At 74.4% G+C, this 26,041-nt stretch carries 26 protein-coding genes; 14 read left to right on the top strand and 12 right to left on the bottom strand.

Features of this window, described 5'->3' with window-relative positions:
* Nucleotides 1-12: 12 nt before the first annotated feature.
* The 4 genes from PHK61_RS14875 (at nucleotide 13) to PHK61_RS14860 (ending at nucleotide 4,414) form a co-directional block, all read left to right on the top strand.
* The gene (locus PHK61_RS14875) at nucleotides 13-282 is read left to right on the top strand and encodes a helix-turn-helix domain-containing protein (RefSeq protein ID WP_274281774.1); all 270 of its coding nucleotides are present in this window, start codon (nucleotides 13-15) and stop codon (nucleotides 280-282) included.
* A gap of 205 nt (nucleotides 283-487) precedes the next feature.
* Nucleotides 488-1,795: an MFS transporter gene (locus tag PHK61_RS14870; RefSeq protein ID WP_274281773.1), complete on the top strand. Its 1,308-nt coding sequence runs from the start codon at nucleotides 488-490 to the stop codon at nucleotides 1,793-1,795.
* 10 nt (nucleotides 1,796-1,805) lie between these two features.
* Nucleotides 1,806-3,221, top strand: coding sequence for an LLM class flavin-dependent oxidoreductase (locus PHK61_RS14865; RefSeq protein ID WP_274281772.1), 1,416 nt, complete (start codon nucleotides 1,806-1,808; stop codon nucleotides 3,219-3,221).
* Nucleotides 3,218-4,414 carry an acyl-CoA dehydrogenase family protein gene (locus PHK61_RS14860; RefSeq protein ID WP_274281771.1) on the top strand — a complete coding sequence of 399 codons (1,197 nt, stop codon included), beginning with the start codon at nucleotides 3,218-3,220 and terminating at the stop codon, nucleotides 4,412-4,414. Before PHK61_RS14865 ends, PHK61_RS14860 begins: the two co-directional genes overlap by 4 nt.
* 43 nt (nucleotides 4,415-4,457) lie before the next feature.
* On the opposite strand, the gene PHK61_RS14855 is transcribed toward PHK61_RS14860, so the two are convergent.
* Nucleotides 4,458-4,799: a cupin domain-containing protein gene (locus tag PHK61_RS14855; RefSeq protein ID WP_274281770.1), complete on the bottom strand. Its 342-nt coding sequence runs from the start codon at nucleotides 4,797-4,799 to the stop codon at nucleotides 4,458-4,460.
* 130 nt (nucleotides 4,800-4,929) lie between these two features.
* Between PHK61_RS14855 and PHK61_RS14850 the strand changes: the two genes are divergently transcribed.
* The 4 genes from PHK61_RS14850 to PHK61_RS14835 all read left to right on the top strand — a co-directional run bounded on the left by PHK61_RS14850 (nucleotide 4,930) and on the right by PHK61_RS14835 (nucleotide 9,586).
* The gene (locus tag PHK61_RS14850) at nucleotides 4,930-5,631 is read left to right on the top strand and encodes a GNAT family N-acetyltransferase (protein WP_274281769.1); all 702 of its coding nucleotides are present in this window, start codon (nucleotides 4,930-4,932) and stop codon (nucleotides 5,629-5,631) included.
* Between the two features lie 13 nt (nucleotides 5,632-5,644).
* Nucleotides 5,645-6,796 (top strand): LLM class flavin-dependent oxidoreductase, encoded by a 1,152-nt coding sequence (locus PHK61_RS14845; RefSeq protein WP_274281768.1) that lies wholly within the window; start codon nucleotides 5,645-5,647, stop codon nucleotides 6,794-6,796.
* 11 nt (nucleotides 6,797-6,807) lie between these two features.
* The gene (locus tag PHK61_RS14840) at nucleotides 6,808-8,229 is read left to right on the top strand and encodes an NtaA/DmoA family FMN-dependent monooxygenase (RefSeq protein WP_274281767.1); all 1,422 of its coding nucleotides are present in this window, start codon (nucleotides 6,808-6,810) and stop codon (nucleotides 8,227-8,229) included.
* 76 nt (nucleotides 8,230-8,305) lie between these two features.
* Nucleotides 8,306-9,586, top strand: a complete 1,281-nt coding sequence (locus PHK61_RS14835) for a flavin-containing monooxygenase (RefSeq protein WP_274281766.1) — start codon at nucleotides 8,306-8,308, stop codon at nucleotides 9,584-9,586.
* On the opposite strand, the gene PHK61_RS14830 is transcribed toward PHK61_RS14835, so the two are convergent.
* Nucleotides 9,573-10,124 carry an OsmC family protein gene (locus PHK61_RS14830; RefSeq protein WP_274281765.1) on the bottom strand — a complete coding sequence of 184 codons (552 nt, stop codon included), beginning with the start codon at nucleotides 10,122-10,124 and terminating at the stop codon, nucleotides 9,573-9,575. The two genes, PHK61_RS14835 and PHK61_RS14830, sit on opposite strands and share 14 nt — an antisense overlap.
* Nucleotides 10,125-10,497: 373 nt before the next feature.
* On the opposite strand from PHK61_RS14830, the gene PHK61_RS14825 reads away from it, so the two are divergent.
* A complete protein-coding gene (locus PHK61_RS14825) occupies nucleotides 10,498-11,715 on the top strand; it encodes a trans-sulfuration enzyme family protein (protein ID WP_274281764.1) in 1,218 nt (405 codons plus the stop codon).
* Here the strand turns inward: PHK61_RS14825 and PHK61_RS14820 are convergent.
* The 10 genes from PHK61_RS14820 to PHK61_RS14775 form a co-directional block, all read right to left on the bottom strand.
* Nucleotides 11,607-12,551: an SMP-30/gluconolactonase/LRE family protein gene (locus PHK61_RS14820; RefSeq protein ID WP_274281763.1), complete on the bottom strand. Its 945-nt coding sequence runs from the start codon at nucleotides 12,549-12,551 to the stop codon at nucleotides 11,607-11,609. The two genes, PHK61_RS14825 and PHK61_RS14820, sit on opposite strands and share 109 nt — an antisense overlap.
* 5 nt (nucleotides 12,552-12,556) lie before the next feature.
* Nucleotides 12,557-14,179, bottom strand: coding sequence for a class I adenylate-forming enzyme family protein (locus tag PHK61_RS14815; RefSeq protein ID WP_274281762.1), 1,623 nt, complete (start codon nucleotides 14,177-14,179; stop codon nucleotides 12,557-12,559).
* A complete protein-coding gene (locus PHK61_RS14810) occupies nucleotides 14,176-14,565 on the bottom strand; it encodes a Zn-ribbon domain-containing OB-fold protein (RefSeq protein ID WP_274281761.1) in 390 nt (129 codons plus the stop codon). The genes PHK61_RS14815 and PHK61_RS14810 overlap by 4 nt, the downstream gene beginning before the upstream one ends.
* Nucleotides 14,565-15,707, bottom strand: coding sequence for a thiolase family protein (locus tag PHK61_RS14805; RefSeq protein ID WP_274281760.1), 1,143 nt, complete (start codon nucleotides 15,705-15,707; stop codon nucleotides 14,565-14,567). The genes PHK61_RS14810 and PHK61_RS14805 overlap by 1 nt, the downstream gene beginning before the upstream one ends.
* Nucleotides 15,708-15,769: 62 nt before the next feature.
* Nucleotides 15,770-16,432, bottom strand: a complete 663-nt coding sequence (locus tag PHK61_RS14800; RefSeq protein WP_274281759.1) for a GntR family transcriptional regulator — start codon at nucleotides 16,430-16,432, stop codon at nucleotides 15,770-15,772.
* Between the two features lie 59 nt (nucleotides 16,433-16,491).
* On the bottom strand, nucleotides 16,492-17,595 hold the full coding sequence (locus PHK61_RS14795; protein ID WP_274281758.1) for a CaiB/BaiF CoA transferase family protein: 1,104 nt from the start codon (nucleotides 17,593-17,595) through the stop codon (nucleotides 16,492-16,494).
* Nucleotides 17,592-18,332 carry an SDR family NAD(P)-dependent oxidoreductase gene (locus PHK61_RS14790; RefSeq protein WP_274281757.1) on the bottom strand — a complete coding sequence of 247 codons (741 nt, stop codon included), beginning with the start codon at nucleotides 18,330-18,332 and terminating at the stop codon, nucleotides 17,592-17,594. The genes PHK61_RS14795 and PHK61_RS14790 overlap by 4 nt, the downstream gene beginning before the upstream one ends.
* Nucleotides 18,329-18,844, bottom strand: a complete 516-nt coding sequence (locus PHK61_RS14785) for a Rossmann-fold NAD(P)-binding domain-containing protein (RefSeq protein WP_274281756.1) — start codon at nucleotides 18,842-18,844, stop codon at nucleotides 18,329-18,331. The genes PHK61_RS14790 and PHK61_RS14785 overlap by 4 nt, the downstream gene beginning before the upstream one ends.
* Nucleotides 18,841-19,995, bottom strand: a complete 1,155-nt coding sequence (locus PHK61_RS14780) for a thiolase family protein (RefSeq protein WP_274281755.1) — start codon at nucleotides 19,993-19,995, stop codon at nucleotides 18,841-18,843. Before PHK61_RS14780 ends, PHK61_RS14785 begins: the two co-directional genes overlap by 4 nt.
* Nucleotides 19,992-20,435 carry a Zn-ribbon domain-containing OB-fold protein gene (locus PHK61_RS14775; protein WP_274281754.1) on the bottom strand — a complete coding sequence of 148 codons (444 nt, stop codon included), beginning with the start codon at nucleotides 20,433-20,435 and terminating at the stop codon, nucleotides 19,992-19,994. The genes PHK61_RS14780 and PHK61_RS14775 overlap by 4 nt, the downstream gene beginning before the upstream one ends.
* Before the next feature lie 233 nt (nucleotides 20,436-20,668).
* Between PHK61_RS14775 and PHK61_RS14770 the strand changes: the two genes are divergently transcribed.
* The 5 genes from PHK61_RS14770 to PHK61_RS14750 all read left to right on the top strand — a co-directional run bounded on the left by PHK61_RS14770 (nucleotide 20,669) and on the right by PHK61_RS14750 (nucleotide 25,880).
* A complete protein-coding gene (locus PHK61_RS14770; protein ID WP_274281753.1) occupies nucleotides 20,669-21,784 on the top strand; it encodes an NDMA-dependent alcohol dehydrogenase in 1,116 nt (371 codons plus the stop codon).
* 8 nt (nucleotides 21,785-21,792) lie between these two features.
* Nucleotides 21,793-23,118: an MFS transporter gene (locus tag PHK61_RS14765; protein WP_274281752.1), complete on the top strand. Its 1,326-nt coding sequence runs from the start codon at nucleotides 21,793-21,795 to the stop codon at nucleotides 23,116-23,118.
* Nucleotides 23,119-23,232: 114 nt separating this feature from the next.
* On the top strand, nucleotides 23,233-24,006 hold the full coding sequence (locus PHK61_RS14760) for a dienelactone hydrolase family protein (RefSeq protein WP_274281751.1): 774 nt from the start codon (nucleotides 23,233-23,235) through the stop codon (nucleotides 24,004-24,006).
* Nucleotides 24,007-24,073: 67 nt separating this feature from the next.
* A complete protein-coding gene (locus tag PHK61_RS14755) occupies nucleotides 24,074-25,072 on the top strand; it encodes a zinc-binding dehydrogenase (protein ID WP_274281886.1) in 999 nt (332 codons plus the stop codon).
* A 25-nt stretch (nucleotides 25,073-25,097) separates the two neighbouring features.
* Entirely contained in the window at nucleotides 25,098-25,880 is a 783-nt protein-coding gene (locus tag PHK61_RS14750; protein WP_274281750.1) for an enoyl-CoA hydratase-related protein, read from the top strand.
* Nucleotides 25,881-26,041: the final 161 nt, after the last annotated feature.

Here is a 26,041-nt window from a genome sequence, read left to right as displayed (position 1 = left end):
AGTATCACGGTCATGGTGCGCGTGCCGCTGACGGCGGAGGAGCACGAGCGCGGGCAGCGTCTCGGCGAGGTCCTGCGCGCGGCGCGGGGCCCGCGGAGCATGACCTCGGTGGCGGCCGCGGTCGGGATGTCGCCCGAGACCCTGCGCAAGATCGAGACCGGACGGGTCCCGACGCCGGCGTTCTTCACCGTGATCGCGCTGTGCGCCGAGCTCGGGCTGCCCCTCGACGACCTCGCCGCGCACTGCGCGGACCGCGACCCGGCGCGGTCACCCAGCGCCTGAGCCCCGTGACGTCGTCCCGAGCCCGCGGGCCGCGGACGGGGCGCACGTCACGTCGCGTTGACCCGATCGAGCGGGGCTGATGGACTCCGCCGGTGCTGCTCACCCGTCGCCGGCACGTCGACCTCGGTCGCGTCGGCGCCCAGGGCTGTCGTCGCTGACGCCCCGTCAGCGCCTCGGCGACCAGCCCTCTCCCCCGGGAATCCTCGTGAGCACCAGCACGTCCAGCACGCCCACCGCCGCGCCCGCCCGCACCCCGCGCCGGGTCGCGCTCGCCAGCGCCATCGGGACCACCATCGAGTGGTACGACTTCTACCTCTACGCCACCGCCACCGCGCTGGTGTTCAACCAGCTGTTCTTCCCCTCGATCAGCCCGACCGCCGGCACGCTCGCCGCGTTCGCGACGTACGCCGCCGGGTTCGGCGCGCGCCCGATCGGCGCGGTGATCGCCGGGCACCTCGGTGACCGCCTCGGGCGCCGCACGGTGCTCGTCGGCGCGCTCGTGCTCATGGGTACCGCGACGACGCTGATCGGCCTGCTCCCGTCGTTCGCGACGATCGGCGTCGCGGCCCCGGTGCTGCTCGTGGTGCTGCGGATCCTCCAGGGCCTCGCCGTCGGCGGCGAGTGGGCCGGCGCCGCGATCCTCGCCGTCGAGCACGCCCCGCCGCGCCGCCGCGGGTTCTTCGGCAGCTTCACCCAGCTCGGCTCGCCCGCCGGGATGCTGCTCGCCACCGGCCTGTTCTTCCTCGTGCGCACGGCCGTCGGCGACGCGGCGTTCGTCGAGTTCTGGTGGCGGCTGCCGTTCCTGGCCAGCGCGGTGCTCGTGATCGTCGGGCTGGTGATCCGGCTGCGCATCTCCGACGCGCCGGAGTTCGCCGCGCTGCGCGAGCAGGGCAAGGTCGCCCGGCTGCCCGTCGTCGAGGTGTTCCGCGCCGCGCCGCGCGAGGTCCTGCTCACCACCGGCCTGCGGCTCTCGCAGATCGCCCTGTTCGTGCTGATCACCACGTACGGCCTGACCTACATCGCGAGCGAGATCGGCCGCGGCAGCAGCGCCGGGCTGATCGCCGTGGTCATCTCGTCGGCCCTCGGGCTCGCCACGACCCCGCTGTGGGCGATCCTGTCCGACCGCATCGGGCGCCGGAAGCCCTACCTGTTCGGCGCGGTCGGCGGCACGGTGACGCTGCTGCTGTTCTTCCTCGCCGTCGGCACCGGGTCGACGCTGCTGGTGGTGCTGGCCGTGGTGCTCGCGATCAACGTCACCCACGACGCCATGTACGGGCCGCAGGCCGCGTGGTTCGCGGAGCTGTTCGACGTGCGCCTGCGCTACAGCGGCGCGTCGCTGGGCTACGGGATCGGCTCGGTGATCGGCGGCGGGTTCGCGCCGCTGGTGGCCGCGGCCGTCGTCGGCGCCACCGGGTCGTTCGTGCTCGTCGTGGTGATCTTCGCCGGCGTCTCCGTGCTGACGATCCTGTCCGCCGTGCTCGCCCGCGAGACCGCGTTCGACGACGCGGTGTAGAAGGGACGCCGTGCCCCCCGACAAGCGACGCATCCACCTCAACGCGTTCGCCATGAACTGCGCCGGCCACCAGTCGGCGGGCCTGTGGCGCCACCCCGACGACCAGGGGTTCCGCTACACCGACCTCGACCACTGGATCGGGCTGGCGCGCACGCTGGAGGACGCGGGCTTCGACGCGCTGTTCCTCGCCGACGTCCTGGGCATCTACGACGTCCACGGCGGCAGCCGCGACGCCGCGGTGCGGGCCGGGGCGCAGGTCCCGCTCGGCGACCCGATGCTGCTCGTGCCGGCCCTGGCCGCGGCGACCTCGCGGCTGGGCTTCGGGGTGACGGTGTCGGTGAGCTACGAGCACCCCTACGCGCTGGCGCGCCGGTTCACCACGCTCGACCACCTGACCAAGGGCCGGGTGGCGTGGAACGTGGTCACCGGCTACCTGTCCAGCGCGGCGGCCAACCTGGGGCTCGGGGACGCGCAGCGCAGCGGAGCCGGACCATCGAACCAGCAGCTGCCCCACGACGAGCGCTACGCGATGGCCGAGGAGTACCTCGAGGTCTGCTACAAGCTCTGGGAGACCTCCTGGGACGAGGACGCGGTGGTGCGCGACGCCGAGCGCGGCGTCTACACCGACCCGGCGAAGGTGCACGACGTCGCCCACCACGGGACGTGGTTCGACGTGCCCGGGCCGTTCCTGTGCGAGCCCTCGCCGCAGCGAACCCCGACGATCTTCCAGGCGGGCGCCTCGTCGCGGGGCAAGGCGTTCGCGGGCAAGCACGCCGAGGCGGTGTTCGTCTCCGGGCCGACGACGGGCGTGGTCGCGAAGTCGGTGGCGGGCATCCGCGCGGCGGTCGCCGAGGCCGGCCGTGACCCCGAGTCGGTGACGATCTTCGTGCAGCTGGCGCCGGTGGTGGCGGAGACCTCGTCGGCGGCGAAGGAGCTCTACGCGAGCTACCTCGCCGCGGCCTCCCGCGAGGGCGCCATGGCCCTCCTCGGCGGCTGGACCGGCCTCGACCTCTCCGACGTCCCGCCCGGCGAGCCGCTGCGCCACGTGCACACCGACGCCGGGCAGACCGCGCTCGCGTCGTTCACCACCGACGACCCGGACCGGGAGTGGACGATCGACGAGATCGCCGCGCACCTCGCGGTCGGCGGGCGCGGGCCGGTCGCGGTCGGCTCGCCGGCCGAGGTCGCCGACGAGATGGAGCGCTGGATCGACGAGACCGGCGCCGACGGCTTCAACCTCGCCTACGCGGTCACGCCGGGCACGTTCGAGCAGGTCGCCGAGCTGGTCGTCCCCGAGCTGCGCCGCCGCGGGCGGATGCCGGCGACCCCGCCGCGCGGGACGCTGCGCGAGGTCCTGGGCGGCAAGGGGCCCCGGGCCGACCCGAGCCATCCGGCGGGGGCCCTGCGGACGGGCACCTCCTCGTGAGGGCGGCCTCCCGGACCGCCGCCGAGCCCGGGGTCGCCACGCTCTTGGCGGACATCGCCGCGGGCGCCGCCGAGCGGGAGCGCCTCGACGTCTCGCCGTTCGACCAGGTCGCCGCGGTGGCGCGGGCCGGGCTGGGCGCGCTGTCGCTGCCGGTCGACGAGGGCGGGCGCGGGGCCTCGGTGCGCGAGGTGCTGGCGTTCGTCGTCGACCTCGCCGAGGCCGACCCGATCGTCGCCCACGTGCTGCGCACCCACTACAGCCAGGTGATCGGGTTCCTCCGCCACCCCGACCCGGACGTGCGGCGGCGGTGGGTCGACGAGATCCGCGCGGGCAAGGTGTTCGGGAACGCGATCAGCGAGACCGGGCCGTCGGCGGCGGGCGGGCACGAGTTCGACACGCGGCTCGACGAGGTCGACGGGCGCCTGGTGCTCAGCGGCACGAAGTACTACAGCACCGGCACGCTCTACGCGGACTGGATCGCGGTCGCGGCGCGGGTCGAGGGCGACCGCGTGGCGACGGTGATGGTGCCGGCCGACCGCGCGGGCGTCGACGTCGTCGACGACTGGGACGGCATGGGCCAGGGCCGCACGGGCACCGGGACGACGGCGTTCACCGACGTCGCGGTGGAGCCCGCCGACGTGCTCGGGGCGCGGCCCCGCCTCGAACCGCGCCCGCCCGGCGACGTGGCGTTCCTGCAGCTCTACCTGCACGCGCTGGTGGCGGGCATCCTGCGCTCGGTGGCCACCGACGCCGCCGGGGTCGTGCGTTCCCGGAGCCGCACCTTCGAGCACGCGCCGACGCCCGACGCCGTCGACGACCCGATCCTGCAGGAGACGGTGGGCCGCCTCTCGGCCGCGGCGTGGGTCGCGGAGTCGGCGGTGCTCACCGCGGCCGACGCGATCGACGCCGTCATGGAGGCCTGGGCGAAGGGCGAGCCCACCGAGGACCTGCTGCTCGCGGCGTCGCTGGCGCACGTCTCGGTCAAGGTGCACCTGGACCGGGTCGGGCTGGACGCGGCCACCGCGCTGTTCGACGTCGGTGGCGCGTCGGCGTCGAGCCGCGTCCGCAACCTCGACCGGCACTGGCGCAACATCCGCACGATCACGCTGCACAACCCGGCGAGCTACAAGGCCGCCGCCGTCGGGCGCCACCTCATCGCCGGCACCCCGCTCCCGACCAACGGCTACTTCTGAGCGGTAGGTGAGCGAAATTCACGGCTATGGCCGTGAATTTCGCTCACGTACGGCCGTTGAGCTTGGCGACGGTCAGCAGGACGACGGCGTCCTCGACGGCCTCGAGGCGGTGGCGGGCGTCGGGCACGACGAGCAGGTCGCCGCGGCGCCCGTCCCACGCGTCCTTCTCCGACACGAGGCGCACCCGACCGTGCAGCACGACCAGCGTCGCCTCGCCGGGGTTCTCGTGCTCGGCGAGCTCGCGACCGCCGGTCAGCGCGATCACGGTCTGGCGCATGACGTTGCCGTGCCCGCCCACCACCGTGTGGGCGGCACGGCCGGCGGAACTGCTCCGAGCGGCGTTGAGCTGCTGGCGGGCGCAGGCGTCGAGCGAGAGCTTCAGCATGGTCGTCCCCGTCCGTCCCGTGGTGGTGGACGACCATGGTCACCGGTCATGCCCCGGCGGCGACACCGCCGAGTGCGCTGTGCGTGGCCCGCGCCGGAATGGTCGTCCGGACCCGGCGGTTGTGCGTGGGGTGGCACCCGCACCCGCCGGGCCGCTCGACGAGCCGGTCCGCACGTCCCTGCTCGGCGCCCACGCATATCTCGCGCAGGGCCTCGGCGACGCGGTGCGCTACGACCCCGACGTGGCCCCGTTCCTCGCCGAGCCGCACGGCGCCGCGGAGTGGGACGACGTCGCCGCGCTGGTCGGCCCCGGGAACCACACCGTCGTCCCCGCGTTCGGCACCCTGGAGCCCGTCGGGCTCGAGGTGCTCCGCGCCATGGCCGGCGTGCAGCTGGTCGGCGAGGCCGTCCCGGGCCGCCACGACCCCGACCTCGTGCGCCTCGACCCCGCCGACGTCCCCGCGATGAGCGAGCTGGTCGCCCGCACCGAGCCCGGCCCCTTCCTCCCGCGCACCATCGCGATGGGCACCTACCTCGGCGTGGTCGAGAACGGCACGCTCGTCGCCATGGCCGGTGAGCGCCTCCACCCGCCCGGGTACACCGAGATCAGTGCGGTCTGCACCGACGGGGCCCACCGCGGCCGGGGACTGGCCACGCGTCTCGTCCTGGCGATGGCCGCCGTCGTCCGCGACCGCGGCGAGGTCCCGTTCCTGCACGCCGCGGCGACCAACACCACCGCGATCCGGCTCTACACCGCACTCGGCTTCCGGCTGCGCGCCCGCCCCGACTTCACCGCCCTGAGCGTCCCGAGCGACGTCCCCGCGCGGACCTGACGACAGGAGGACCATGTCCCTGCACCTGGCCGTCGCCCTCGACGGCACCGGCTGGCACCCCGCGTCGTGGCGCGAGCCCGGCGCGCGCGCCGACGAGCTGTTCACCGCGGGCTTCTGGGTCGACCAGGTCCGCGAGGCCGAGGCGGGCCTGCTCGACCTCGTGACGTTCGAGGACTCCTTCGCCCTCGACTCCGACCGCGCCGACCGCGCGCAGGGCCGCCTGGACGCGCAGCTCGTCGCCCTGCGCGTCGGGCCCGTGACGAGCCGGATCGGCCTGGTGCCGACGGTCGTCACCACCCACACCGAGCCGTTCCACGTCTCGACCGAGATCGCGACGCTGGACTACGTGACGACCGGGCGCGCCGGCGTGCGCGTGCGGGTGTCGTCGCGCGAGGACGAGTACGCGCTGTTCGGGCGCCGCGAGTACGGCAACGAGACCCGCGAGGGCCTGTTCGACGAGGCCGCCGACCACATCGAGGTCCAGCGCCGGCTCTGGGACTCGTGGGAGGACGACGCCGAGATCCGCGACGCCGCGACCGGCCGGTTCGTCGACCGCGAGAAGCTGCACTACATCGACTTCTCCGGCGACCACTTCTCGGTCCGCGGACCCTCGATCACGCCGCGCCCGCCGCAGGGCCAGCCGCTGGTGAGCGCGCTCGCGCACGTCGACGTCGCCTACCGGCTCGCCGCGCGCGGCGCCGACCTGGTGTTCGTCACGCCCGGCGGGGTCGGTCGCGACGGCCCGACCGGCGACGCGGAGGCGATCCTGCGCCGGGTCCGCGAGGAGGAGGCCGAGGTGGGACGCACGGGCGACCCGCTGCACGTGCTCGGCGACCTGCTCGTCGTCCTCGACGACAGCGCCGACGCCGCCCGCGAGCGCCTGGCCCGCCTCGACGAGACCGACGGCCGCGAGCTGCGCAGCGACGCCCGCACCCTCACCGGCACGGTCGCCGACGTCGCCGACGTCCTGGAGTCCTGGCACGGCGCCGGGCTCGCCGGCGCCCGTCTGCGCCCGGCCGTCACCGCCCACGACCTGCCCCGCATCACCCGCGAGCTCGCCCCCGAGCTGGCGCGCCGGGGCCTGTTCCGGACCGCCTACGACGCCGACACGCTGCGCGGCCACTTCGGCCTCGCGCGTCCCGCCGACCGCTACGCGCGCGCCTGAGGAGGCCACCGATGGCGAAGAAGCAGATCCACCTCGCCGCCCACTTCCCCGGCGTCAACAACACGACGGTCTGGAGCGACCCGGCGTCGGGCAGCCACATCGAGTTCGCGTCGTTCCGCCACTTCGCGCAGACCGCGGAGCGCGCGAAGTTCGACTTCCTCTTCCTCGCCGAGGGGCTGCGCCTGCGCGAGCAGGGCGGGCGCATCTACGACCTCGACGTCATGGGCCGCCCCGACAACGTCGCGATCCTGCAGGCCCTGGCCGCCGTCACCGACCACATCGGCCTGGCCGGCACCGTGAACTCCACGTTCAACGAGCCGCTCGACGTCGCCCGCAAGCTCGCGACGCTCGACCACCTCTCCGGCGGGCGCGCCGCGTGGAACGTGGTGACGAGCTGGGACGAGTTCACCGGCGAGAACTTCCGCCGCGGCGGCTACCTGCCCAAGGACAAGCGCTACCTGCGCGCCCAGGAGATGCTCGCGACCGCGCAGGCGCTGTGGGACTCGTGGCCCGCCGACGAGGTCGTCGCCGACGCCGCCTCCGGGCGGTTCCTGCGCCACGGGTCGGACACGGAGCGGAGCGGAGCTGGACCGTCGACGGACGCGGGGCGCTTCGCGATCCGCTCCGACCAGTTCGACATCTCCGGGCGCTTCCCGGTGCCGCGCAGCCCCCAGGGCCGGCCGGTGATCATCCAGGCCGGCGACTCCGAGGAGGGGCGCGAGTTCGCCGCGTCGAGCGCCGACGCGATCTTCACCCGGCACGCCGAGCTGGAGGCCGGCCAGGAGTTCTACGCCGACGTGAAGGCGCGCCTGGCGAAGTTCGGCCGCCGCCCCGAGGACCTGAAGATCCTGCCGGCGGCGACGTTCGTGCTCGGCGACACCGAGTCCGAGGCCGCGGAGAACGCGCGGCAGGTGCAGTACCAGCAGGTCGGGCCGGCGACGGCGATCGCGTTCGCCGAGCAGGTCTGGAACCGCGACCTCTCCGACGTCGACCCCGACGGGCCGGTCCCCTCGTTCGACCCGAAGACCGCCGACGACGTCGACTCGGGCTCGCACATCTCGAAGGGCCGCGCGAGCGTGCGCATGTACAAGGACCCGGTGGCGGTCGCGAACGAGTGGCGCGAGCTCGGCGAGCGCGAGGGCCTGTCGCTGCGCGAGGTCGTGATCCGCAAGAACGGGCGCCACACGTTCGTCGGCACCCCGCAGCGGGTGGCGGACACGATCGACGAGTTCGTGCAGTCCGACGCCTCCGACGGCTTCGTGCTCATCCCGCACATCACCCCGGGCGGCATGGACGTGTTCGCCGACCAGGTGGTGCCGCTGCTGCAGGAGAAGGGCTCGTTCCGCACCGAGTACGAGGGCACGACGCTGCGCGAGCACCTCGGCCTGCAGCCCTCCCCCACCACCGTCGCCGCGGTCAGCGTCGAGGCGTAGGCCGACCGGCGTATGTGAGCGGAATTCGGGGCTATCGCCCCGAATTCCGCTCACATGAGTGGCTAGGTTCGGCCTGGTGCACGCGACCACCGTCATCATCGGTGCGGGGCACGCGGGCCTCGCGATGAGCCGCCGGCTCACGGAGCGGTCGATCGACCACGTCGTCCTCGAGCGCGGCGAGGTCGCGAACTCCTGGCGCACCGAGCGCTGGGACTCGCTGCGCCTGCTCACCCCGACCTGGCACCTCGGGCTGCCCGGCGACGGCGGCCTCGCCGGCGCCGACCCCGACGGCTTCCTGACGGTGCCCGAGCTGGTGGCGCACCTGGACGGTTACGCCGCGACGGTCGCCGCCCCCGTGCACACCGGCACCACCGTCACGCGCGTCGCCGCCACCGACGCGGGCTACGAGGTCACCACCGACCGCGGGACCTGGACCTGCGCGAGCGTCGTCCTCGCGAGCGGCGCCCACACCGTCGCGTCGCTGCCCGCGGCCGCCGAGGACGTGCCCGACGACGTCACCTCGATCAGCACCGCGCGGTACCGCTCGCCCGCCGACGTGCCCGAGGGCGGCGTCCTCGTGGTCGGCGCGTCGGCCAGCGGCGTGCAGCTCGCCGACGAGCTCGCGCGCAGCGGGCGCCGCGTGACGATCGCGACCGGCGAGCACGTGCGCATGCCCCGCGCGTACCGCGGCCGCGACGCGTTCTGGTGGATGGAGCGCGCCGGGGTCCTCGACGAGCGCTACGACGAGGTCGACGACATCGTCCGCGCGCGGCACACCCCGTCGCCCCAGCTCGTCGGCAGCCCGGACCACGCCGACATCGATCTGGGCACGCTGCAGGCGCGCGGCGTGGAGGTCGTCGGCAAGCTCGGGCGCATCCGCGACGGCGTCGCCCAGTTCTCCGGCGGGCTCGCCAACACCGTGCGGCTCGCCGACCTCAAGCTGGGCCGGCTCCTCGAGCGCTTCGACGCCTGGGCGCGGGAGCAGGGGCCCGACGACCTCGGTGACCCCCACCACCCCGACCCCACCACCGTCGGCAGCGCCCCGCGCACCGAGATCGACCTGCACCGCGAGGGCATCCGGACCGTGCTCTGGGCCACCGGCTACCGCCCCGACCACTCCTGGCTGGCGCTGCCCGTGCTCGACCACAAGGGGCGCCTGGAGCACGACGGCGGCGTGGTCACCGGCGCCCCGGGCGTCTACGTGCTCGGGTCGAGCCTGCTGCGCCGGCGCCGCTCGACGTACATCGGCGGTGCCGGCCAGGACACCGCCGAGCTGGCCGACCACCTGGTCGGCCACCTCGCGGACCGGTCGGCACGCCCGGCGGGCCGGGCGCAGGAGCCGCTCAGCCGACGCTGACGTTGATGTTCGTCGGGTTGGACAGGGCGTCGAACACCGCCGAGCGCTTCTGCGACTGGGCCACGAGCGCGGCGATGTCGTCCGGGCTCGCGTCCGCGTCGATGTCGAAGCGCACGTCGACCTCGTTGAAGCCGTTGCGGACCTCGGGGTCGGCACCGAGGATGCCCAGGACGTTGAGCTTGCCCTCGACGGTCGCCCTGACCGAGTGCAGCTGGATGCCCCGGTTCTGCGCGACCGCGGCGACGCCGGCGGTCAAGCAGCCGGCGAGCGCGGCGAGGACGACCTCGGTGGGCGTCGGCGCGTTGTCCTCGGACGCGAAGATCTCCGGGTGGTCGCCCTCGACGACGAACGCCTGCTTGTGCTGCTGGGGCGCGCCGAGACCCGAGAAGTGCTCGATGGTCTGCTGCGAGTAGGTCCCCCGCTTCCACTCGGAGGTCACCGTCCACACGAACTCGGCGGCCTCGGGGGCCTCGCGCAGGGCGTCGCGGGCCTGCAGCAGGGCCTCGGTGTTGACGTGGTTGTCGACGATGGCGGTCATCGGGTGCTCCAGACGGATGCGGGATCGGTGATCGAGAAAGAGGGCCCGCCGCGCTCGTCGCGTCGCGGACCGGGGAGGACGAGGGCTCAGCGGCCGGGGCGACAGCCTGCGGCGGAGATGCGGCACAGGTCGACGCGACGCCGACGCACCAGCACCCCCCGACAGCTCACACAGGCGTTCCTAGCGGAACCATCACCGCAGGCCAAGGGCCTACCACCTCGATTCCGCGGTCCTGGCGGCGACGGTCACCGAGGGCCTCGGATCACTCACGGACCGCCGCCCGAAGTGGACCGAACGGACTACGTGCGCGCGGTGCGGGGCCGTGGCGTGCGCCCACCTCGCCGCGGGCGACTCGAGTGACACGATCACGGGCGTGACACGTCCCGACAAGGACCGCCCCGCGTCGCTCGGGTTCGCGACGCAGGCGGTGCACGCCGGCAACGCCGTCGACGCGGGCAGCGGCGCGATCCGCACCCCGATCGTCATGGCGAACTCCTACGCGCTGCCGGACGACCCCGAGGAGCTGTTCTGGTCGGGGTTCGACGTGCCGCTCTACACCCGCAACACCGGGGCCAACCAGCGCGCGCTGCAGCAGAAGCTCGCGCTGCTCGAGCAGGGCGAGGACGCCGTCGTGCTCGCGACCGGTGTCGCCGCCCTGCACGGGGTGTTCTTCACGTTCCTGCGCACGGGCGACCACGCGGTGGTCTCGGACGTCACCTACGAGGCGTCGTACCGGCTCTTCGCCGAGATCCTCCCGCAGCGCTACGACGTGCAGGCCACGTTCGTCGACACCAGCGACCCCGACGCCGTGCGCGCGGCGATGCGCCCGACCACGAAGCTCGTGCACACCGAGGTGATCGCCAACCCGACGACGCGGGTGTGCGACGTCGCCGCCGTCGCCGAGATCGCCCACGCGGGCGGGGCGCTGCTGTCGGTGGACTCCACGTTCACCCCGCCGCCGCTCTACCGGCCGCTCGCCGACGGCGCCGACCTCGTCGTGCACTCCCTGACCAAGGTCATCAACGGGCACGGCGACGCGATGGGCGGGGTCGTGGTGGGCGCGCACGAGCTCGTCGACGCGATCCGGGCCGAGGCGATGGTCGACGTCGGCGGGGTCGTCTCGCCGTTCAACGCCTGGCTGATCTCCCGCGGCGCGATCACCCTGCCGCTGCGCCTGCGCCAGCACGTCTCCTCGGCGCAGCGGGTCGCGGAGTTCCTCGCCGATCACCCCGCCGTCGCGTACGTGACCTACCCGGGGCTGCCCGACCACCCGCAGCACGCGCTCGCGCAGCGGCAGTTCGGCGGGCGCGGGGGCTGGATGATGGCCTTCGCGCTCGACGGGGACGCCGCGCTGCAGAACCGCTTCGTCGCCGACCTGCGCGTCATCACCTCGGCCGTGTCGCTGGGACACGACGAGAGCCTCGTCGTGCACGTCGGCACCACGGCAGCGCGGGCCGCGTACTGGCCCGCGGAGTTCCGCCGCTACGGGCACCTGCGGTTCTCGGTCGGGCTCGAGGACCCCGACGACCTGATCGCGGACCTCGCCGCCGCGCTGGACACGGTGGGGGCGCTGCGCTGTCGCCAACCGTGAGCGACGCGGGTCAGCGGCCGCTGCGGTGCCGCGGCGGGGCGGTCGACGACGAGCACCCGCCCGCCGCGCGCCGCGGTCACGACCAGCACGTCGAGCCCCGGCCCGGCGAAGCACAGGTTGGTGGGGAAGGCCGGACCACCGAGGTCGATCTCGTCCTCGAGCCGTCCGTCCGGGGCGAACACGAACACGGCGTCGGCGGCGGGTGCCGCCGCGTGGAGCCGACCGTCGGCGTCGACGGCCAGACCGTCCGGCCCGCCCGCGGGCAGGACGGCGGGCGGTCCGTCGGGCACCAGCCGCTCCCCGGTCCACCGGTGCCGGGTGACGACACCGCCCGCGGTGTCGGCGAGGTGGAGGACGTCGCCCTCGGGCCCGAAGGCCAACCCGTTCGGGAAGACGAGACCGTCGAGGAGCACCGAGGTCGTCCCGTCGACGGGGTCGTGGGCGCACAACCGGCCGACGTCATCGGCGAGCCCGGGGTCGGTGAACCAGAGGCGTCCGTCCGGGCCCGTGACGAGATCGTTAGGCGCGAGCGCACCCGGGACCGGGACGTCGTGCACCTCCCCCTGGCCGAGACGCTGCAGCCCCGGCCCGGCCGGCCGGGGGGAACGGCTCGGACGCATCGTCCCCCCGTTCTGGGCCACCCAGACCATTCCGTCGGGCCCCTCCGCGAGCCCGTTCGGCCCGCCGCCCACCTCGGTGCCGTCGACGACCCCACCCTCGAGATCGATCTCCACGACGAGCCCGCGGGACATGGCCACCACCAGCAGGCGTCCGTCGTCGGTCCACAGGGGTCCCTCGGTGAAGCCGATGCCCTCGGCGAGGAGACGGGAGCCCATCCGGCTCATCCCTGCTCACCGGCGAGGACGTCGCGCAGGGCGCGCTTGCTGACCTTGCCGGTGTCGGTCAGGGGGAGCTGGCCCTGAGTGAGGACCACGATCCGGGACGGCACCTTGTACCCCGCGGCCCGGGCCTTCACGTGGTCGGTCAGCACGGCCGGCAGGTGCTCGTCGGTCGCGTCGTCGGTCGCGTCGGTGCGCGGCACGACGGCGGCGACCATCTGCTCGTCACCCTCGGGACCGGGCACGCCGACGACGTAGGCCTGGTCGACGGCGGGATGGCCGCCGAGCAGCTCCTCGATCTCGAGCGGGGCGATGTTGATCCCCTTGACCTTCAGCATCTCCTTGCGCCGCCCGACGACGTGCAACCGCTCGGCGTCGTCGAGGAACCCGAGGTCGCCGGTGCGCAGCCAGCCGCCTGTGCGGAAGCTGCCCTCGTCGAGCTCCGGAGGGCCCAGGTAGCCGTCGATGACGCAGCCGCGCAGCTCGATCTCGCCGGTGGTGCCGCGGGGCAGCGGGGTGCCGTCGGGGTCGGTGATGCGGATCTCCTGGGTGGGCACGACGGTGCCGGATGTCTGCAGGCGCACCTCGACGTCATCGTGGGCGTCGGAGACGGTGGAGTGGCCGTAGGCCTCGGTGAGCCCGTACATGCTGCAGATCTCGGTGACGCCGAGCTCCTCGACGACCAGGCGCTTGTCCTCCGGGGTGAAACCGGTGGTGCCGGTGCGCAGCGTGGAGATGTCGTGGCGCCCGAACGACGGCGCGCCCACCAGGTTGCGGGTGGTGGCCCCGAGCCCGTAGTAGACGGTGCAGCGCTCGCGGGCGATGAACGCCAGCGACTCGTCGCCGGCGACGCGTTCCTGCAGGCACAGGGTGACGCCGTGCGTCAGGGCCACCGGCAGCGCGTTGGAGCAGCCGTACCCGAAGAAGAACGGGGCCGCGATCCACAGCCGGTCCCCGGGCACCAGGTGCTGGCGCCGCCCGATCTCGTAGCCGTTGCGCACCAGCTTCCCGTGCCGCAGCGGCACCGGCTTCGGCCGCGCCGTGCTCCCGCTGGTGAACAGCAGCAGGGCGAGGTCGCCCGGGTCGGGTGCGGGCAGCGGGCGAGGCGCCCTGGCCGAGGGGAGGTCGAGCGTGGCCGGCCAGAGCAGCGCACCGAGGTAGCCGTCGGCACCCGGGGCCGCTCCGGGCCGGAAGGGGCGGGCGAAGCCGGCGCCGTCGAGCTCGGCCAGAGTGTCCCGGCCGAGCACGCGCGTGTCGGTGACGACCATCCGCACCCCGGAGCTGCCCAGGACGTGCTCCAGCTCGGCGGCCCGGTACCAGGTGTTGACCGGGACGACCGCCGCGCCCACCCGCAGCACCGCGGACGCGGCGACGATCCAGCGCACCCCGTTGGGCAGCAGCACCGCCACGCGGTCCCCGCGGCCGATACCGGCGTCGGCGAGAGCGGCGGCGAACCGGGCTGCCCGGTCGCCGAGCTCGGCCCAGGTGATCCGCCCCTCCGGGCCGACCACCGCCTCCGCGTGGGGTCGCCGCGCGACGAGGTCGTCGAGGACGGCGGGCACGGTCGGTCCCGGCGGTCCGGGGATCGGGTCGGTGGCCCTGGCGGGCCGGGTACCAGTGATCATCTCGCTGCTCCTTCGTGGTCGTCGGGGCGGAAGGCGATGCGCGGAGGGTCGGCGCGCGCGTCGATCTCCGCGATCACGGCGCACCCCACCGGGACGGTGGGGTCGGTGAGGGTGGCGACGAGGCGGGGACCCTCGACCAGCTCGACCACCGCGACCGGGTAGGGCGCAGGGTGCTCGGGCAGGTAGGTCCGGTGGAACACCGCCACGCTCCACAGCACGCCCCGGCCGGAAGCGGTGAACCAGGTGGCGGCGTCGGCGGCACCGCAGCGCGGGCACAGCCGTGGCGGAGGGAAGGCCGGGACACCGCACGCGCCGCAACGGGAGACGCGCAGCTCGCCGCGGCGCAGCCCCTCGACGTGCTCGGAGACGGTCCGCGAGACGTGCATCAGGCCTCCCTCCCGAAGAGCACGGTCGAGGTGACCGGCGCCGCACAGGCGTACTGGATCGTGCGCGCCCCGGGGACCTGGCGCGCTCCGCCGTCGCCGCGCAGCTGGCGGACGGCCTCGGCGACCAGCGCCCAGCCCTGCAGGTAGCCCTCCGAGAGCTGGCCGCCGGAGGTGTTGCAGGGCAGCGTGCCCCCGAGCGCGGCGTGCCCGTCCTCGACCCACCCGCCGGCCTCGCCGGGTGCGCACCAGCCCAGCCCCTCGAGGGTGAACAGCACGTTCGGGCTGAAGTTGTCGTAGACCATCAGGGCGTCCACGGCGTCCCGGTCCCGCCCGCTCGCGCGGGCGACGGCGCGGCCGACCTCTCCGAGCGCGCCGGCCCAGAAGTCGTCCGGGGGCAGGTCCGAGCCGGTCAGCCGGGCGCGTTGAGCGGCGCCGAGCACCTGCACCGGCACGTGGGGACGGTCGCGGGCCCGGTCGAGGGTGGTGAGCACGACCGCGACCCCGCCGTCGTTGATCTGGCAGTAGTCGAACAGCCGCAGGGGTTCGACGACGAAGCGGGCGCCGAGGTAGTCGTCGACGGTGAGCACGTCGCGACGCATCGCCGCCGGGTTCAGCCGGGCGTGGGCACGCCACGTCGTCGCGACGGCGCCGAGCTGGCGCTCGGTCGTGCCGTACCGGTACCGGTGGCGGGCCAGCATCAGCGCCGAGAACGCGCCGGGCGAGGTCATGCCGTACGGCGCGAGCAGCGCGGGTGTCGTGCCGTAGCCCTCCCCGGCCGCCGTGGAGCCCGATCCGCCCGATCCGTAGGTGGCGCCCCGCGTCCGGCTGTCGTTGCCGTACACGAGCGCGACGGTGTGGCACTGCCCCGCCCGCAGCGCGGTGGCCGCCAGCTGGAGGGCCGGGCCGGTCATGCGACCCTCCGGCGGCAGGGCGGCCGTCCAGGCCGGGTCGAGGCCGTGCTCCGCGGCGAGCGCCTCGTAGCTGTCCACGCGGTGGGTGAGCAGCCCGTCGACCTCGCCCGGGACGAGCCGGGCGTCGGCGAGTGCGGCACGCAGGGCCTCGCCGGCCAGGTCGTCGGCGCGGCGGCCCAGGGCCCCGTAGGCCGTGCTGCCGAGCCCGACGACGGCGACGGAGGTGTCCACGGCGTCCTCCTAGTCTGATGTTTGATACATAGAGCGCGCGATCACGCGCTGCTCCGCCGCGATCAGTCGGCGAGGACGCCGTCGCGCTTCAGCGCGGCGACCACCTGGTCGCCCTCGTGCTCGACGTGCTCCCGGTTGGCCCGGTCGACCTCCGCCTCGTCCCCGCGACGCAGGGCGGCGAGGATGCGAGCGTGTCCGCGGTTGGCCTCCGGTCCCGCGGCCGCGGGGAGGCTGTAGACCTCGCGGGGCAGGTTGTGCGAGAGCTGCCGCAGCACCGAGAGGGTGCGCCGGCTCCCCCCGGTCTTGTTGATCAGGGAGTGGAACTCCCAGTTCAGATCGTGGAGCAGGTCCGCGTCGTCGCTCTCGCACATCCGAGCGTGCAGCTCGTCGAGCCTGGCCAGCACGGGTTCGGTGATCCGGCGCACCGCCCCGGACGCGGCCAGGCCCTGCGCCATGCCGTAGAGCCGGTAGTGGTCGCTGATGTCCTCGGAGCGGATCGGCACGACGAACGTGCCGCGGTGTGCCTCCGTGGCGACCAGCCCGTCCGCCTCCAGGGCGATCAGCGCCTCGCGGACCGGCAGCCGGCTGACCCCGAGCTCCTCGGCGATCGCGTCCTGGGGGACGCGCTGCCCCGCCTGCAGGCGGCCGTCGAAGATCATGGACCGGATGTGCTCGGCCACCTCGACGCCCATGGCACGGCGTTGCAGACGGGCTCGTCCAGCCACGCTCGCACCTCCTGGTCCCGCCCTTCGCGGATAAACTATCACCGCGCATCGGGTGGTGGTCACCGCGCGAGCACCTCCTGCCGCAGGCCCCAGCGCGCCAACACGTCCTGCGCCGACGGCTCGGCGTCGCCGGTGCGCAGGGGCGTCCGGTCCAGCCGGGGCGCCGGGGCCGGCTGCACCCCGCCGGGCCCGGAGACGAGCGTGCCGCGAGCGTGCAGGTGGGCGTCGGCCGGTGCCTCGGCCATCGACAGCACCGGGGTCACGCACGCGTCGAGGGCGTCGAAGACCTCGGTCCAGGCGGCCCGGGTGCGTGTCGCGAACGCGGCCCCGACCGTCTCCTTCATCTGCGGCCAGCGCGGCCGGTCCCACTGGTCGGGCATCCCGGCGGGGTCGATCCCGAGTCCGTCCAGGAGCCGGGCCCAGAACGGCGGTTCGATGCTGCCGACGGCCATGTACTCGCCGTCCGCGGTGGCGTAGACGTCGTAGAACGGGGCACCGGAGTCGATGTCGTTGGTGCCCGGCTCGCCGGACCAGCGGCCCTGCGCCGCCCGGCTCCAGATGCCGGTCATCAGCAGACTCACGCCGTCGACCATGGCGGCGTCCACCACCTGGCCCCGGCCTCCCGTGCGGCGCTCGAGCAGCCCGGTGACGATGCCGAAGGCGAGCAGCATGCCGCCACCGCCGTAGTCGCCCACCAGGTTCAGCGGCGGGAGCGGTGCCTCGCCGCGGCGGGCGATCGAGCGCAGCGCCCCGGTCAGCGCCAGGTAGTTGATGTCGTGGCCGGCCTGGTGGGCGCGGGGCCCGTCCTGGCCCCAGCCGGTCATCCGGCCGTACACCAGGCCGGGGTTCTCGGCCAGGCACTCCTGCGGGCCGAGACCCAGGCGCTCCATGACGCCCGGCCGGAAGCCCTCGACGAGCACGTCGGCCCGGCGCACCAGGTCCCGTGCGGTGTCCCGCCCGCGGTCCGACTTCAGGTCCAGGCCCAGCCACGGCCGCCCGCGGGTGAGCGCCCCGCCGTCGACCGGCCCCGACGGCCGGTCGACCCGGACGACGTCCGCGCCGGCGTCCGCCAGCAGCATCGCAGCGAAGGGTCCCGGCCCGAGGCCCGCGAACTCGACGACCCGGACTCCGGCCAGGGGACCGTCCGTACCGGCTCTGGTCACGATGCCTCCTCGACGGGCGTGGCGTAGGGCGCGCCGATGCTGCGCCCGCCGCACACGACCAGCACCTGCCCGGTGACGTAGCCGGCGCCGGCCAGGTAGGAGACGGCGTCGGCGACGTCGTCGGGGCGGCCGGCGCGTCCGACGGGGATGGCCTCGAGCGTGCGTCGGCGGACCTCCGGCGGGAGGCCCTCGGTCATGGGTGTCTCGACGAATCCGGGCGCGACGGCGTTGACCGTGATCCCGTGGCGGCCCAGCTCGAGAGCCAGCGAGCGGGTGGCGCCGACCAGCCCGCCCTTGGCGGTGGAGTAGGCGGTCGAGCCGAAGGTCCCCAGCCACGCCCGGGAGGCGATGTTGACGATCGCCCCCGCACCGCGCGCGGCCATGTCCGGTGCGACCAGGCGCGCCAGCGCGATCGGGCCCAGGAGGTTGATCTCGGTCAGCCGCCGGAACACCGGGGGTTCCAGCCGGCGCACGCGGGCGTCGCGCAGCACACCCGCGCAGTTGACCAGCAGGTCGCACCCGCCGGTCCTGGTCACCGCCTCGCGCCGGGAGTCGGGGTCGGCGACGTCGAGCACCCAGGGCTCGGCCCCGACCGCCTCGGCGGCCTCGCGCACCGCCGTCGCGTCCCGGTCGGCGAGCAGGACGCGGAACCCGTCGCGTGCCAGCCGGGCACCGATGCCCCGTCCGATGCCGCCGGCGCCGCCGGTGACCAGTGCCGTCCGCGTCGTGGTCGTCACGGCCGCGCCCTCCCCAGGTCGGTGCCCGCGGTCAGGTAGATCTCCTGCCCGGTGATGGCCTCGCCGCCGGCGCCCAGCAGCGCGCCGAGCTGAGCGGCCAGCGCACCGGGAGCGGGGGCGTCCACGTCGGCCGCGACGACGTTGACGGTGACGCCGTCGCGGGCCAGCTCGATCGCGAGCGTCCGCGCCATCGACAGCACGCCGTGGGCCACCGCGGAGGCGGCGACGCCGTCGGCGACGCCCATCAGCGGGGCGTGCGGGAGCACGAACACCAGGCGGTCCAGCGGCTGCCCGAGCGTGGCCCGGACATCGGCGAGCACCGCGTCGAGCGTGTCGCCGACCAGCGCGTCGAGCCGGTCGTCACCCAGCTCGGCGAGCGGTCCGGGGCCGGGCACGGCGGGGACCACGACCGCGGCCGGGGCCGCCGGGCGCACGGTCGAGAGCGCGGCCCGGACCGCGGACAGGACGCTGCCCTCGCCGCGTACGGCGACCTCGACGACGGGGGTGCTCATCGGGCCATCACCACCGTGGTGACCGACCCGCCGTCCGTGCCGTTCACGGTGCCGCCCTTGCAGTAGGCCAGCCCGGTCCGGGCGCCGTCGACCTGCCGCCCGCCGGCGACGCCGCGCAGCTGCCAGGTCAGCTCGCAGACCTGGGCGGCGCCGGTGGCTCCGACCGGGTGGCCGCGGGACAGCAGCCCCCCGCTCGGGTTGACCGGCAGCCGGCCGCCCAGCGTGGTGTGCCCCTCGGCGGTCAGGGCGGCCCCTCCGCCGTGCGGGAGCAGGCCGAGCCCCTCCAGGCGCACGATCTCCGCGATGGTGAAGCAGTCGTGCATCTCGACCAGGTCGAGGTCCTCGGGGCCGACCCCGGAGAGCTTCCAGGCCTCCGCGCCGGCGCGTCGCGAGACCTCCTCCGCGTTGAGGTCACCGGTGCCGCTCTGCACCGACCCGCTGACCAGGCCGACGCCGAGCACCCGCGGCACGGGATCGTCGATGCCGAGGCGGCGCAGCCCGGCCGGGCCGGCCAGCAGCACCGCCGCGGCGCCGTCGGAGATGGGGCTGCAGTCGAGCAGGCCGAGCGGCTCGGCGATCGGGCGGGCGCCGAGCACCTGCTCGAGGGTGATCGGCCGTTGGTACTGCGCGTACGGGTTGTGCACCGAGTGGGCGTGGTTCTTCACCGCGACGGCCGCGACCTGCTCGCGGGTCGCGCCGTGGTCGGCCATGTAGCGGCGGGCGCTCATCGCGTGTCCGGCAGCCATGACGTAGCCGACCGCCGCGTCGAGGTCGCCCGGGTCGGGCCGGACGCCGCCGGCGACACGGTCGGTCATCTTCTCGACGCCGACCACCAGGACCACGTCGTGCAGGCCCGCCGCCAACGCGACCCAGGCCTCGCGGAGCGCGGTCGCCCCGCTGGCGCAGTAGTTCTCGTGGTTGGAGACGGGCAGGCCGTCGATGCCGAGACGGGCGGCGATCCGCTGCCCCGCGACCGGACCGCCGAAGACGTGGCCGACGTAGAGCCCGTCGACCGCGGTCCGCGGCGCGCCGGCGTCGCCGAGGGCGCGGCGGGCCGCGCCGACGGCGAGGTGCTCGAGGGTGACGTCGGCGGGGTACTTGCCGAAGCGGACCATGCCGACGCCGGCCACGTGGGCGGGGGCCAGGGTCATGCCGGAGCCTCCTGCGTCGCGCGGAAGCGGTGTCCGAGCAGCTCGACACCATCGTCGCCGGTCCCGAACGGGACGAGCTCGAGGGTCACCGGCAGGCCGAGCACGACGTCCTCGGGCGCCGGCCCCACGACCTGGGCCATCAGCCGGACGTCGTCGGCGGGCAGGTCGATCCAGGCCAGGACGTACGGCACCGGAGTCCCGGCCGGCGCCTGACGCACCACGGTGAACGAGTGCACCCGCCCCTCGGTCGAGAGCGCGGTGGGTGCGGGGGCGTCCTCGGCGCGGCAGGACGGGCAGACGTCGCGGGCGGGGAACGTCGTGACACCGCAAGCGCCGCACCGCGCGCCGATCAGATGCGGCGGATCGAGGGACAGCAGCCCTTCACGGAACGGGCGAGCGACGTGCTGCGGATCGCCCGGGGGACTCGCGGGGCAGGGCATCGACGCCTCCAAGGGCCAGGAGCAGAGGTCAATGTTTGATACAAGATGCAGGTTCTTGGCGTGCGCGTCAACGCCCCGGCCGTCCGGTTCGGCGAGGCTAAGCCGCTGGGACGTGCAGACCACGACCAGGACGGCGGGCTTGTGTTCACCGTTCTCCTCATGTTTTTGTATCAAATATTGGCCGTCACCGCGTCCTCGGTGTCACCGTCGACCTCCGTTCCAGGGAGCGCCCCATGAAGACACGCGCCGCCGTCCTCACCGGCTATCACCAGCCCTTCCAGATCCGCGAGATCGAGCTCGACGAACCCCGCGCCGGCGAGGTCCTGATGCGGATGTCGGCGGCCGGGCTGTGCCACTCCGACCTGCACATGGTCGACGGAGACAACATCGTCCGGTTCCCGATCATCGGTGGCCACGAGGCCGCCGGCGTCGTCGAGCGGGTCGGTCCGGGCGTCACCCGCGTGCAGCCGGGCGACCACGTGGTCTGCAGCTTCACCCCGTCCTGCGGGACGTGCCGGTACTGCTCCACCGGCAAGCAGAACCTCTGCAACGCCGGGGCGACCATCCTCGAGGGCTCGATGCCCGACGGCACCTTCCGCGCCCACGACGACGAGCTCGGCGACATCGGCGCCCTGTGCATGCTGGGCGCCTTCGCCGAACACGCCACGGTCCACGAGTTCTCGTGCGTCAAGGTCGACGACTGGCTGCCGCTCGACAAGGCGGTGCTCGTCGGCTGCGGGGTCCCGACCGGGTGGGGCAGCGCCGTCAACGCGGGCGGCGTCCGCGCCGGGGACACAGTGGTGATCTACGGCCTCGGCGGGGTCGGGATGAACGCCGTGCAGGGCGCGGCCCACGCCGGCGCGAAGTACGTCGTCGGCGTGGACCCGGTCGCGTTCAAGCGCGACACGGCCCTGGAGTTCGGCGCCACCCACGTCTTCGCCACGGCGGCGGAGGCCGCGCAGGCCACCCACCAGCTGACCTGGGGTGAGGGTGCCGACCAGGCCATCTGCGTCGTCGGCGTGATGACCGAGCAGGTCATCAGCGACGCCTTCGCCGTCATCGGCAAGGGCAGCACCGTGGTCGTCACCGGCGTCGCGAACCCGAACGATCTCACCGTGCACGTCTCGGGCTCGGAGATGGTGTTCCACCAGAAGACGATCAAGGGCACGCTCTTCGGCTCGTCCAACCCGCAGTACGACATCGTCCGCATGCTGCGGCTCTACGACGCGGGTCAGCTCAAGCTCGACGAGCTCATCACCCAGCGCTACAGCCTCGACGAGATCAACGAGGGCTACCAGGACCTTCGCGACGGCAAGATCATTCGCGGCGTCATCGACCACACGAAGTGAGCACGCCGATGACCTCCTCCCCCGCCTCCGCCGTGCCCCGCCGGGTCGTCGCCGCGACCCTCATCGGCAACTTCACCGAGTGGTTCGACTTCGCCGTCTACGGTGCGGTCGCCGTGACCCTCGGGAAGGTCTTCTTCCCGTCCGGCGACGCGGTCGGTTCGTTGCTGGCCTCGCTCGCCGTCTTCGGTGTCGCGTACGTGTTCCGCCCCCTCGGGGGTGCCCTGCTGGGCTCGATCGGCGACCGGCTCGGGCGGCGGGTGGCGCTGTCCGCCGCGGTGCTGGGCATCAGCGGGGCCACGACGCTGATCGGCCTGCTGCCGTCCTACGCCGCCATCGGCTTCTGGGCCCCGGCCCTGCTCGTGCTGCTGCGCTCGGTCCAGGGGCTCTCCGCCGGTGGTGAGTGGACGAGCGCGTCGGCCTTCCTCGCCGAGTACGCACCGGCAGGCCGACGCGGGGCCCGTGCCGCCCTCATCTCGGCCTCCGCCGGGCTGGCCATCGTCGTGGGCGTCGTGGCGGTGCTCGTGCTGGAGACGGTGCTCGACCCCGCGTCGATGCAGGCCTGGGGCTGGCGACTGCCGTTCCTGGCGGCCGCCCCGCTCGGGCTCGTCGGGTTCTACCTGCGCTCGAAGCTCGACGAGACGCCGGTGTACCGCGAGCTCCGCGAGCAGGACGAGGTGTCGGCCACTCCCCTGCGCGACGCCTGGCGCACCGAGCGGCCCGCCATGTTCGTGGCGTTCGCGTGCACCTCGGTGACCGGGGTCGGCTTCTACTACCTCGCGACCTACTTCGCGAACGCCATGTCGGTCGGGGGCGACCGCCACACCGCACTCGTCGTCACCTCGGTCGCGATGGTCTTCTACAGCGCGCTCTGCCCGCTCGCCGGGTGGGTCTCCGATCGGATCGGCCGGCGTCCGGTGTACATCGGCGCCGCGCTCGCTCACGCGGTGCTCGCGATCCCGGTGCTGTTGCTCATCGGGTCCGGGTCGGCGTGGCTCGCGCTGGTCGGCATGGTCCTGTTCGCGATCCCGCAGTCGGGCCTCAACGTGATGTCCTCGATCGTGCTGGTCGAGCTCTTCCCGGCCCGCACCCGCTCCAGCGGCGCGGCCGTGGCGTTCAGCCTGGGAGTCGGTCCGGTCGCGGGGACGGCGCCCCTCGTCGCGGCCGCACTCGCCTCCTCGGCGGGCAGCGCCGTCGGCAGCGCCGTCGCCTCCGCGCTCTACCTGGCGGTGATCGCGCTGGTCGTGGGCCTCGTCCTGGTCCGCGTCCTGCCCGAGACCAGGAACCGGTCGCTCACCGACGACGTCGAGACGTCGGTGGTCGCGGCGTCGCGGTGAGGTGGGCTCAGCGCAGCGGCCGGGTCCGGAGGAGTGCTGGGGACCGGAGCCCGATCGTCCGCCGGCCGCGAACACGGCCCCGGAGGGCCCGTCGCCTGCCTAGCGTCGACGGGCATGACGGTCACGACGCGCACGGTCTCCTACCCGGCGGACGGCCTGACGATGGTCTCCCACCTCGCGCTCCCGGCGGGCGACGACCGGCGTCCCGCGGTGCTGATCGGGCCGGAGGGACCGGGGCTCAACGCGTTCCAGCGCCGCCGCGCCGACGCCCTCGCCGAGCTCGGGTACGTCGCGTTGGCCTTCGACATCCACGGCGGGCGGTGGTTCTCCGACCCGCAGGAGATGCTGGCGCGCTGCCTGCCGCTGCTCGAGGACCCCGAGCGGATGCGCGCCATCGGGCACGCGGCGCTGGACGCGCTGCGCGCCGAACCCCGCACCGACCCCGACCGGATCGCCGCGATCGGCTACGGCACCGGCGGCGCGATCGGGCTCGAGCTGGCCCGCGCCGGCGTGCCTCTGCGCGCCGTCGCGACGGTGAACGGGCTGATCACGGGCCGGCCCGGCGAGGCCGCGGCCATCCGCTGCCCGGTGTGGGCGGGCGTCGGGTCGCAGGACCCGATCCAGCCGCCGGCGCAGCGCGAGGCCTTCACCGCCGAGATGCAGGAGGCCGGCGTCGACTGGCGCCTCGTGGTCTACGGCGGCGCGCAGCACGCCTTCCACCACCCGCCCACGCACCCCGACGGGAGCATCGCCGAGGACGGCGAGTACGGCCAGACGCTGCTCCCCGGTGTCGGGTACCACGCCCGCCACGCGCAGCGGGCCTGGGACGACGTGGTCGGGCTGCTCGCCGAGTGCCTGCCACTGGAGCGTTCCCCGGCTCCGGCCTGACGGGGCGGACGCGCGTCCACACGTTGACGGGCGCCCGACGCGCGGCAGGATCGTCCCCGTGGCGAGGATGCGTGCCGTCGTGCTCAGCGGTCCGGGGGACCTCAAGGCCCTGCAGATCAAGGAGCTGATCGTCCCCGAGCCGGAGCCCGGCCAGGTGCTCATCGCGGTGAAGGCGTTCGGGGTCAACCGCTCCGAGCTGCACACCCGGCTCGGGCTCGCCGAGGGCGTGACGTTCCCCCGCGTGCCCGGGATCGAGGCCGCCGGAGTCGTGGCCGTGTGCCCGGGCGGCGAGTTCACCCCGGGCCAGCAGGTGGTCACGATGATGGGCGGGATGGGCCGCACCTTCGACGGCGGCTACGCCGAGTACACCTGCGTGCCCGCCGCGCAGGTCATCCCGTTCACCAGCGACCTCGACTGGCCGACGCTCGGCGCGGTCCCGGAGATGCTGCAGACCGCGTACGGCGCGCTCACCGACGGGCTCGACGTGCAGGCCGGCCAGACGCTGCTCGTCCGGGGCGGCACGTCGTCGGTGGGCCTCGCCGCCGCGGCGCTCGCGAAGGCCCGCGGGCTCACCGTCGTCGCGACCACCCGCACCGGCGCGAAGATCGCCCGGCTGCGGGCGGTCGGGGTCGACCACGTGCTCATCGACGACGGCGAGGTCGCCCGCCAGGTCCACGACGCGCTCGGCGGCGGGGTCGACGCCGCGCTGGAGCTCGTCGGCACCCCGACCCTGCCCGACACGCTGCGCGCCACCCGGCGCCACGGGGTCGTGTGCTTCGCGGGGATGCTGTCCAACGAGTGGACGGTGCCGGACTTCTACCCCATCGACTACCTGCCCCGCGGCGTGCGGCTCACCGCGTACGCCGGCGACGCCTCCGACCTCCCCGCCGCCGTGCTGCAGACGTTCCTCGACGACGTCGCCGCCGGGCGCGCCAGCGTCCCGCTCGGCCAGGTCCTCCCCATCGAACGGATCCGCGACGCCCACTCGATCATGGAAGCGGACCGGGCGACGGGCAAGATCGTCGTCCTGCCCCGCCCGCTGCGCTGGCGCCCGCGGCCCCGCTGATCCGCCCCGTGTCACAGTGACGGTCATGGACCCGGACACCGGCGAACTGGTGCACCTCGACGTCACCGGCGGCACCGCGACGATCACGCTCGACTCGCCGCGCAACCGCAACGCGCTCTCCGCGCAGCTGCGCCGCGAGCTGTCGGCACACCTCGACGCGGCCGTCGACGACGAGGCCGTGCGCGTGATCGTGCTGACGCACACCGGGCCGGTGTTCTGCTCCGGCATGGACCTGCGCGAGTCGCGCGGCGCCGGCTCGTCGGACCAGGGCGTCAACGAGTTCCCGGCGATCCTCACCGCGCTCTGGTACTCCGACAAGCCCGTCGTCGCGCGCCTGGCCGGACCGGCGCGGGCGGGCGGGGTCGGCCTCGTCTCGGCGTGTGACATCGCCGTCGCCGCGCGGGAGGCGACGTTCGCCTTCAGCGAGGTGCGCATCGGCGTCGTTCCGGCGGTGATCTCGGCGACCGTGCTCCCCCGGCTGCTCCCCCGCGCCGCGCACGAGCTGATGCTCACCGGCGAGACCTTCGACGCCGACCGCGCCGCCGCCGTCGGGCTGATCAACAGCGCGGTCGACGCCGACGGGCTCGACGCCGAGGTCGCCCGGTACACCGCGATGCTCGCCCGCGGGGGCCCGAACGCCCTCGCCGCCACGAAGGCGATGCTGCGCCGTGACCGTGGCGAGCAGCTCCAGCAGGACCTCGAGGCCATGCTCGCGCTGTCGTCGGAGTTCTTCGCCTCCGAGGAGGGCCAGGAGGGCATGGCGGCGTTCGCCGAGAAGCGCGCGCCCTCCTGGGTCCCGGAGGGCTGACCAGCACGCGATCGTGATCTCCGCGGCTCTTCAGGATTCGGTCATCCGGCCGATGATCAGGACATATCGGGTCGTCCGGGGGAGCACGCGTGGTGCGCCGGGGTCAGGCCAGGTTCACCACGATCACGAGGACGAGCAGCGCGACCAGCGTCGCGGTGACC

Source organism: Actinomycetospora lutea (genome assembly GCF_028737205.1).
Classification (GTDB): Bacteria; Actinomycetota; Actinomycetes; order Mycobacteriales; family Pseudonocardiaceae; genus Actinomycetospora; species Actinomycetospora lutea.
Note: the sequence above shows the minus strand (reverse complement) of the source record. Positions and strands in the feature narration are given on the sequence as shown.

Coding starts and splice junctions, on each gene's coding strand:
- PHK61_RS14770 (WP_274281753.1), top strand. CDS start 20,669: ATGAAGACACGCGCCGCCGTCCTCACCGGCTATCACCAGCCCTTCCAG.
- PHK61_RS14820 (WP_274281763.1), bottom strand. CDS start 12,551: ATGGGCTCCCGTCTCCTCGCCGAGGGCATCGGCTTCACCGAGGGACCC.
- PHK61_RS14845 (WP_274281768.1), top strand. CDS start 5,645: ATGTCCCTGCACCTGGCCGTCGCCCTCGACGGCACCGGCTGGCACCCC.
- PHK61_RS14780 (WP_274281755.1), bottom strand. CDS start 19,995: ATGACCCTGGCCCCCGCCCACGTGGCCGGCGTCGGCATGGTCCGCTTC.
- PHK61_RS14830 (WP_274281765.1), bottom strand. CDS start 10,124: ATGACCGCCATCGTCGACAACCACGTCAACACCGAGGCCCTGCTGCAG.
- PHK61_RS14760 (WP_274281751.1), top strand. CDS start 23,233: ATGACGGTCACGACGCGCACGGTCTCCTACCCGGCGGACGGCCTGACG.
- PHK61_RS14815 (WP_274281762.1), bottom strand. CDS start 14,179: ATGATCACTGGTACCCGGCCCGCCAGGGCCACCGACCCGATCCCCGGA.
- PHK61_RS14785 (WP_274281756.1), bottom strand. CDS start 18,844: ATGAGCACCCCCGTCGTCGAGGTCGCCGTACGCGGCGAGGGCAGCGTC.
- PHK61_RS14775 (WP_274281754.1), bottom strand. CDS start 20,435: ATGCCCTGCCCCGCGAGTCCCCCGGGCGATCCGCAGCACGTCGCTCGC.
- PHK61_RS14755 (WP_274281886.1), top strand. CDS start 24,074: ATGCGTGCCGTCGTGCTCAGCGGTCCGGGGGACCTCAAGGCCCTGCAG.
- PHK61_RS14765 (WP_274281752.1), top strand. CDS start 21,793: ATGACCTCCTCCCCCGCCTCCGCCGTGCCCCGCCGGGTCGTCGCCGCG.
- PHK61_RS14840 (WP_274281767.1), top strand. CDS start 6,808: ATGGCGAAGAAGCAGATCCACCTCGCCGCCCACTTCCCCGGCGTCAAC.
- PHK61_RS14855 (WP_274281770.1), bottom strand. CDS start 4,799: ATGCTGAAGCTCTCGCTCGACGCCTGCGCCCGCCAGCAGCTCAACGCC.
- PHK61_RS14875 (WP_274281774.1), top strand. CDS start 13: ATGGTGCGCGTGCCGCTGACGGCGGAGGAGCACGAGCGCGGGCAGCGT.
- PHK61_RS14750 (WP_274281750.1), top strand. CDS start 25,098: ATGGACCCGGACACCGGCGAACTGGTGCACCTCGACGTCACCGGCGGC.
- PHK61_RS14810 (WP_274281761.1), bottom strand. CDS start 14,565: ATGCACGTCTCGCGGACCGTCTCCGAGCACGTCGAGGGGCTGCGCCGC.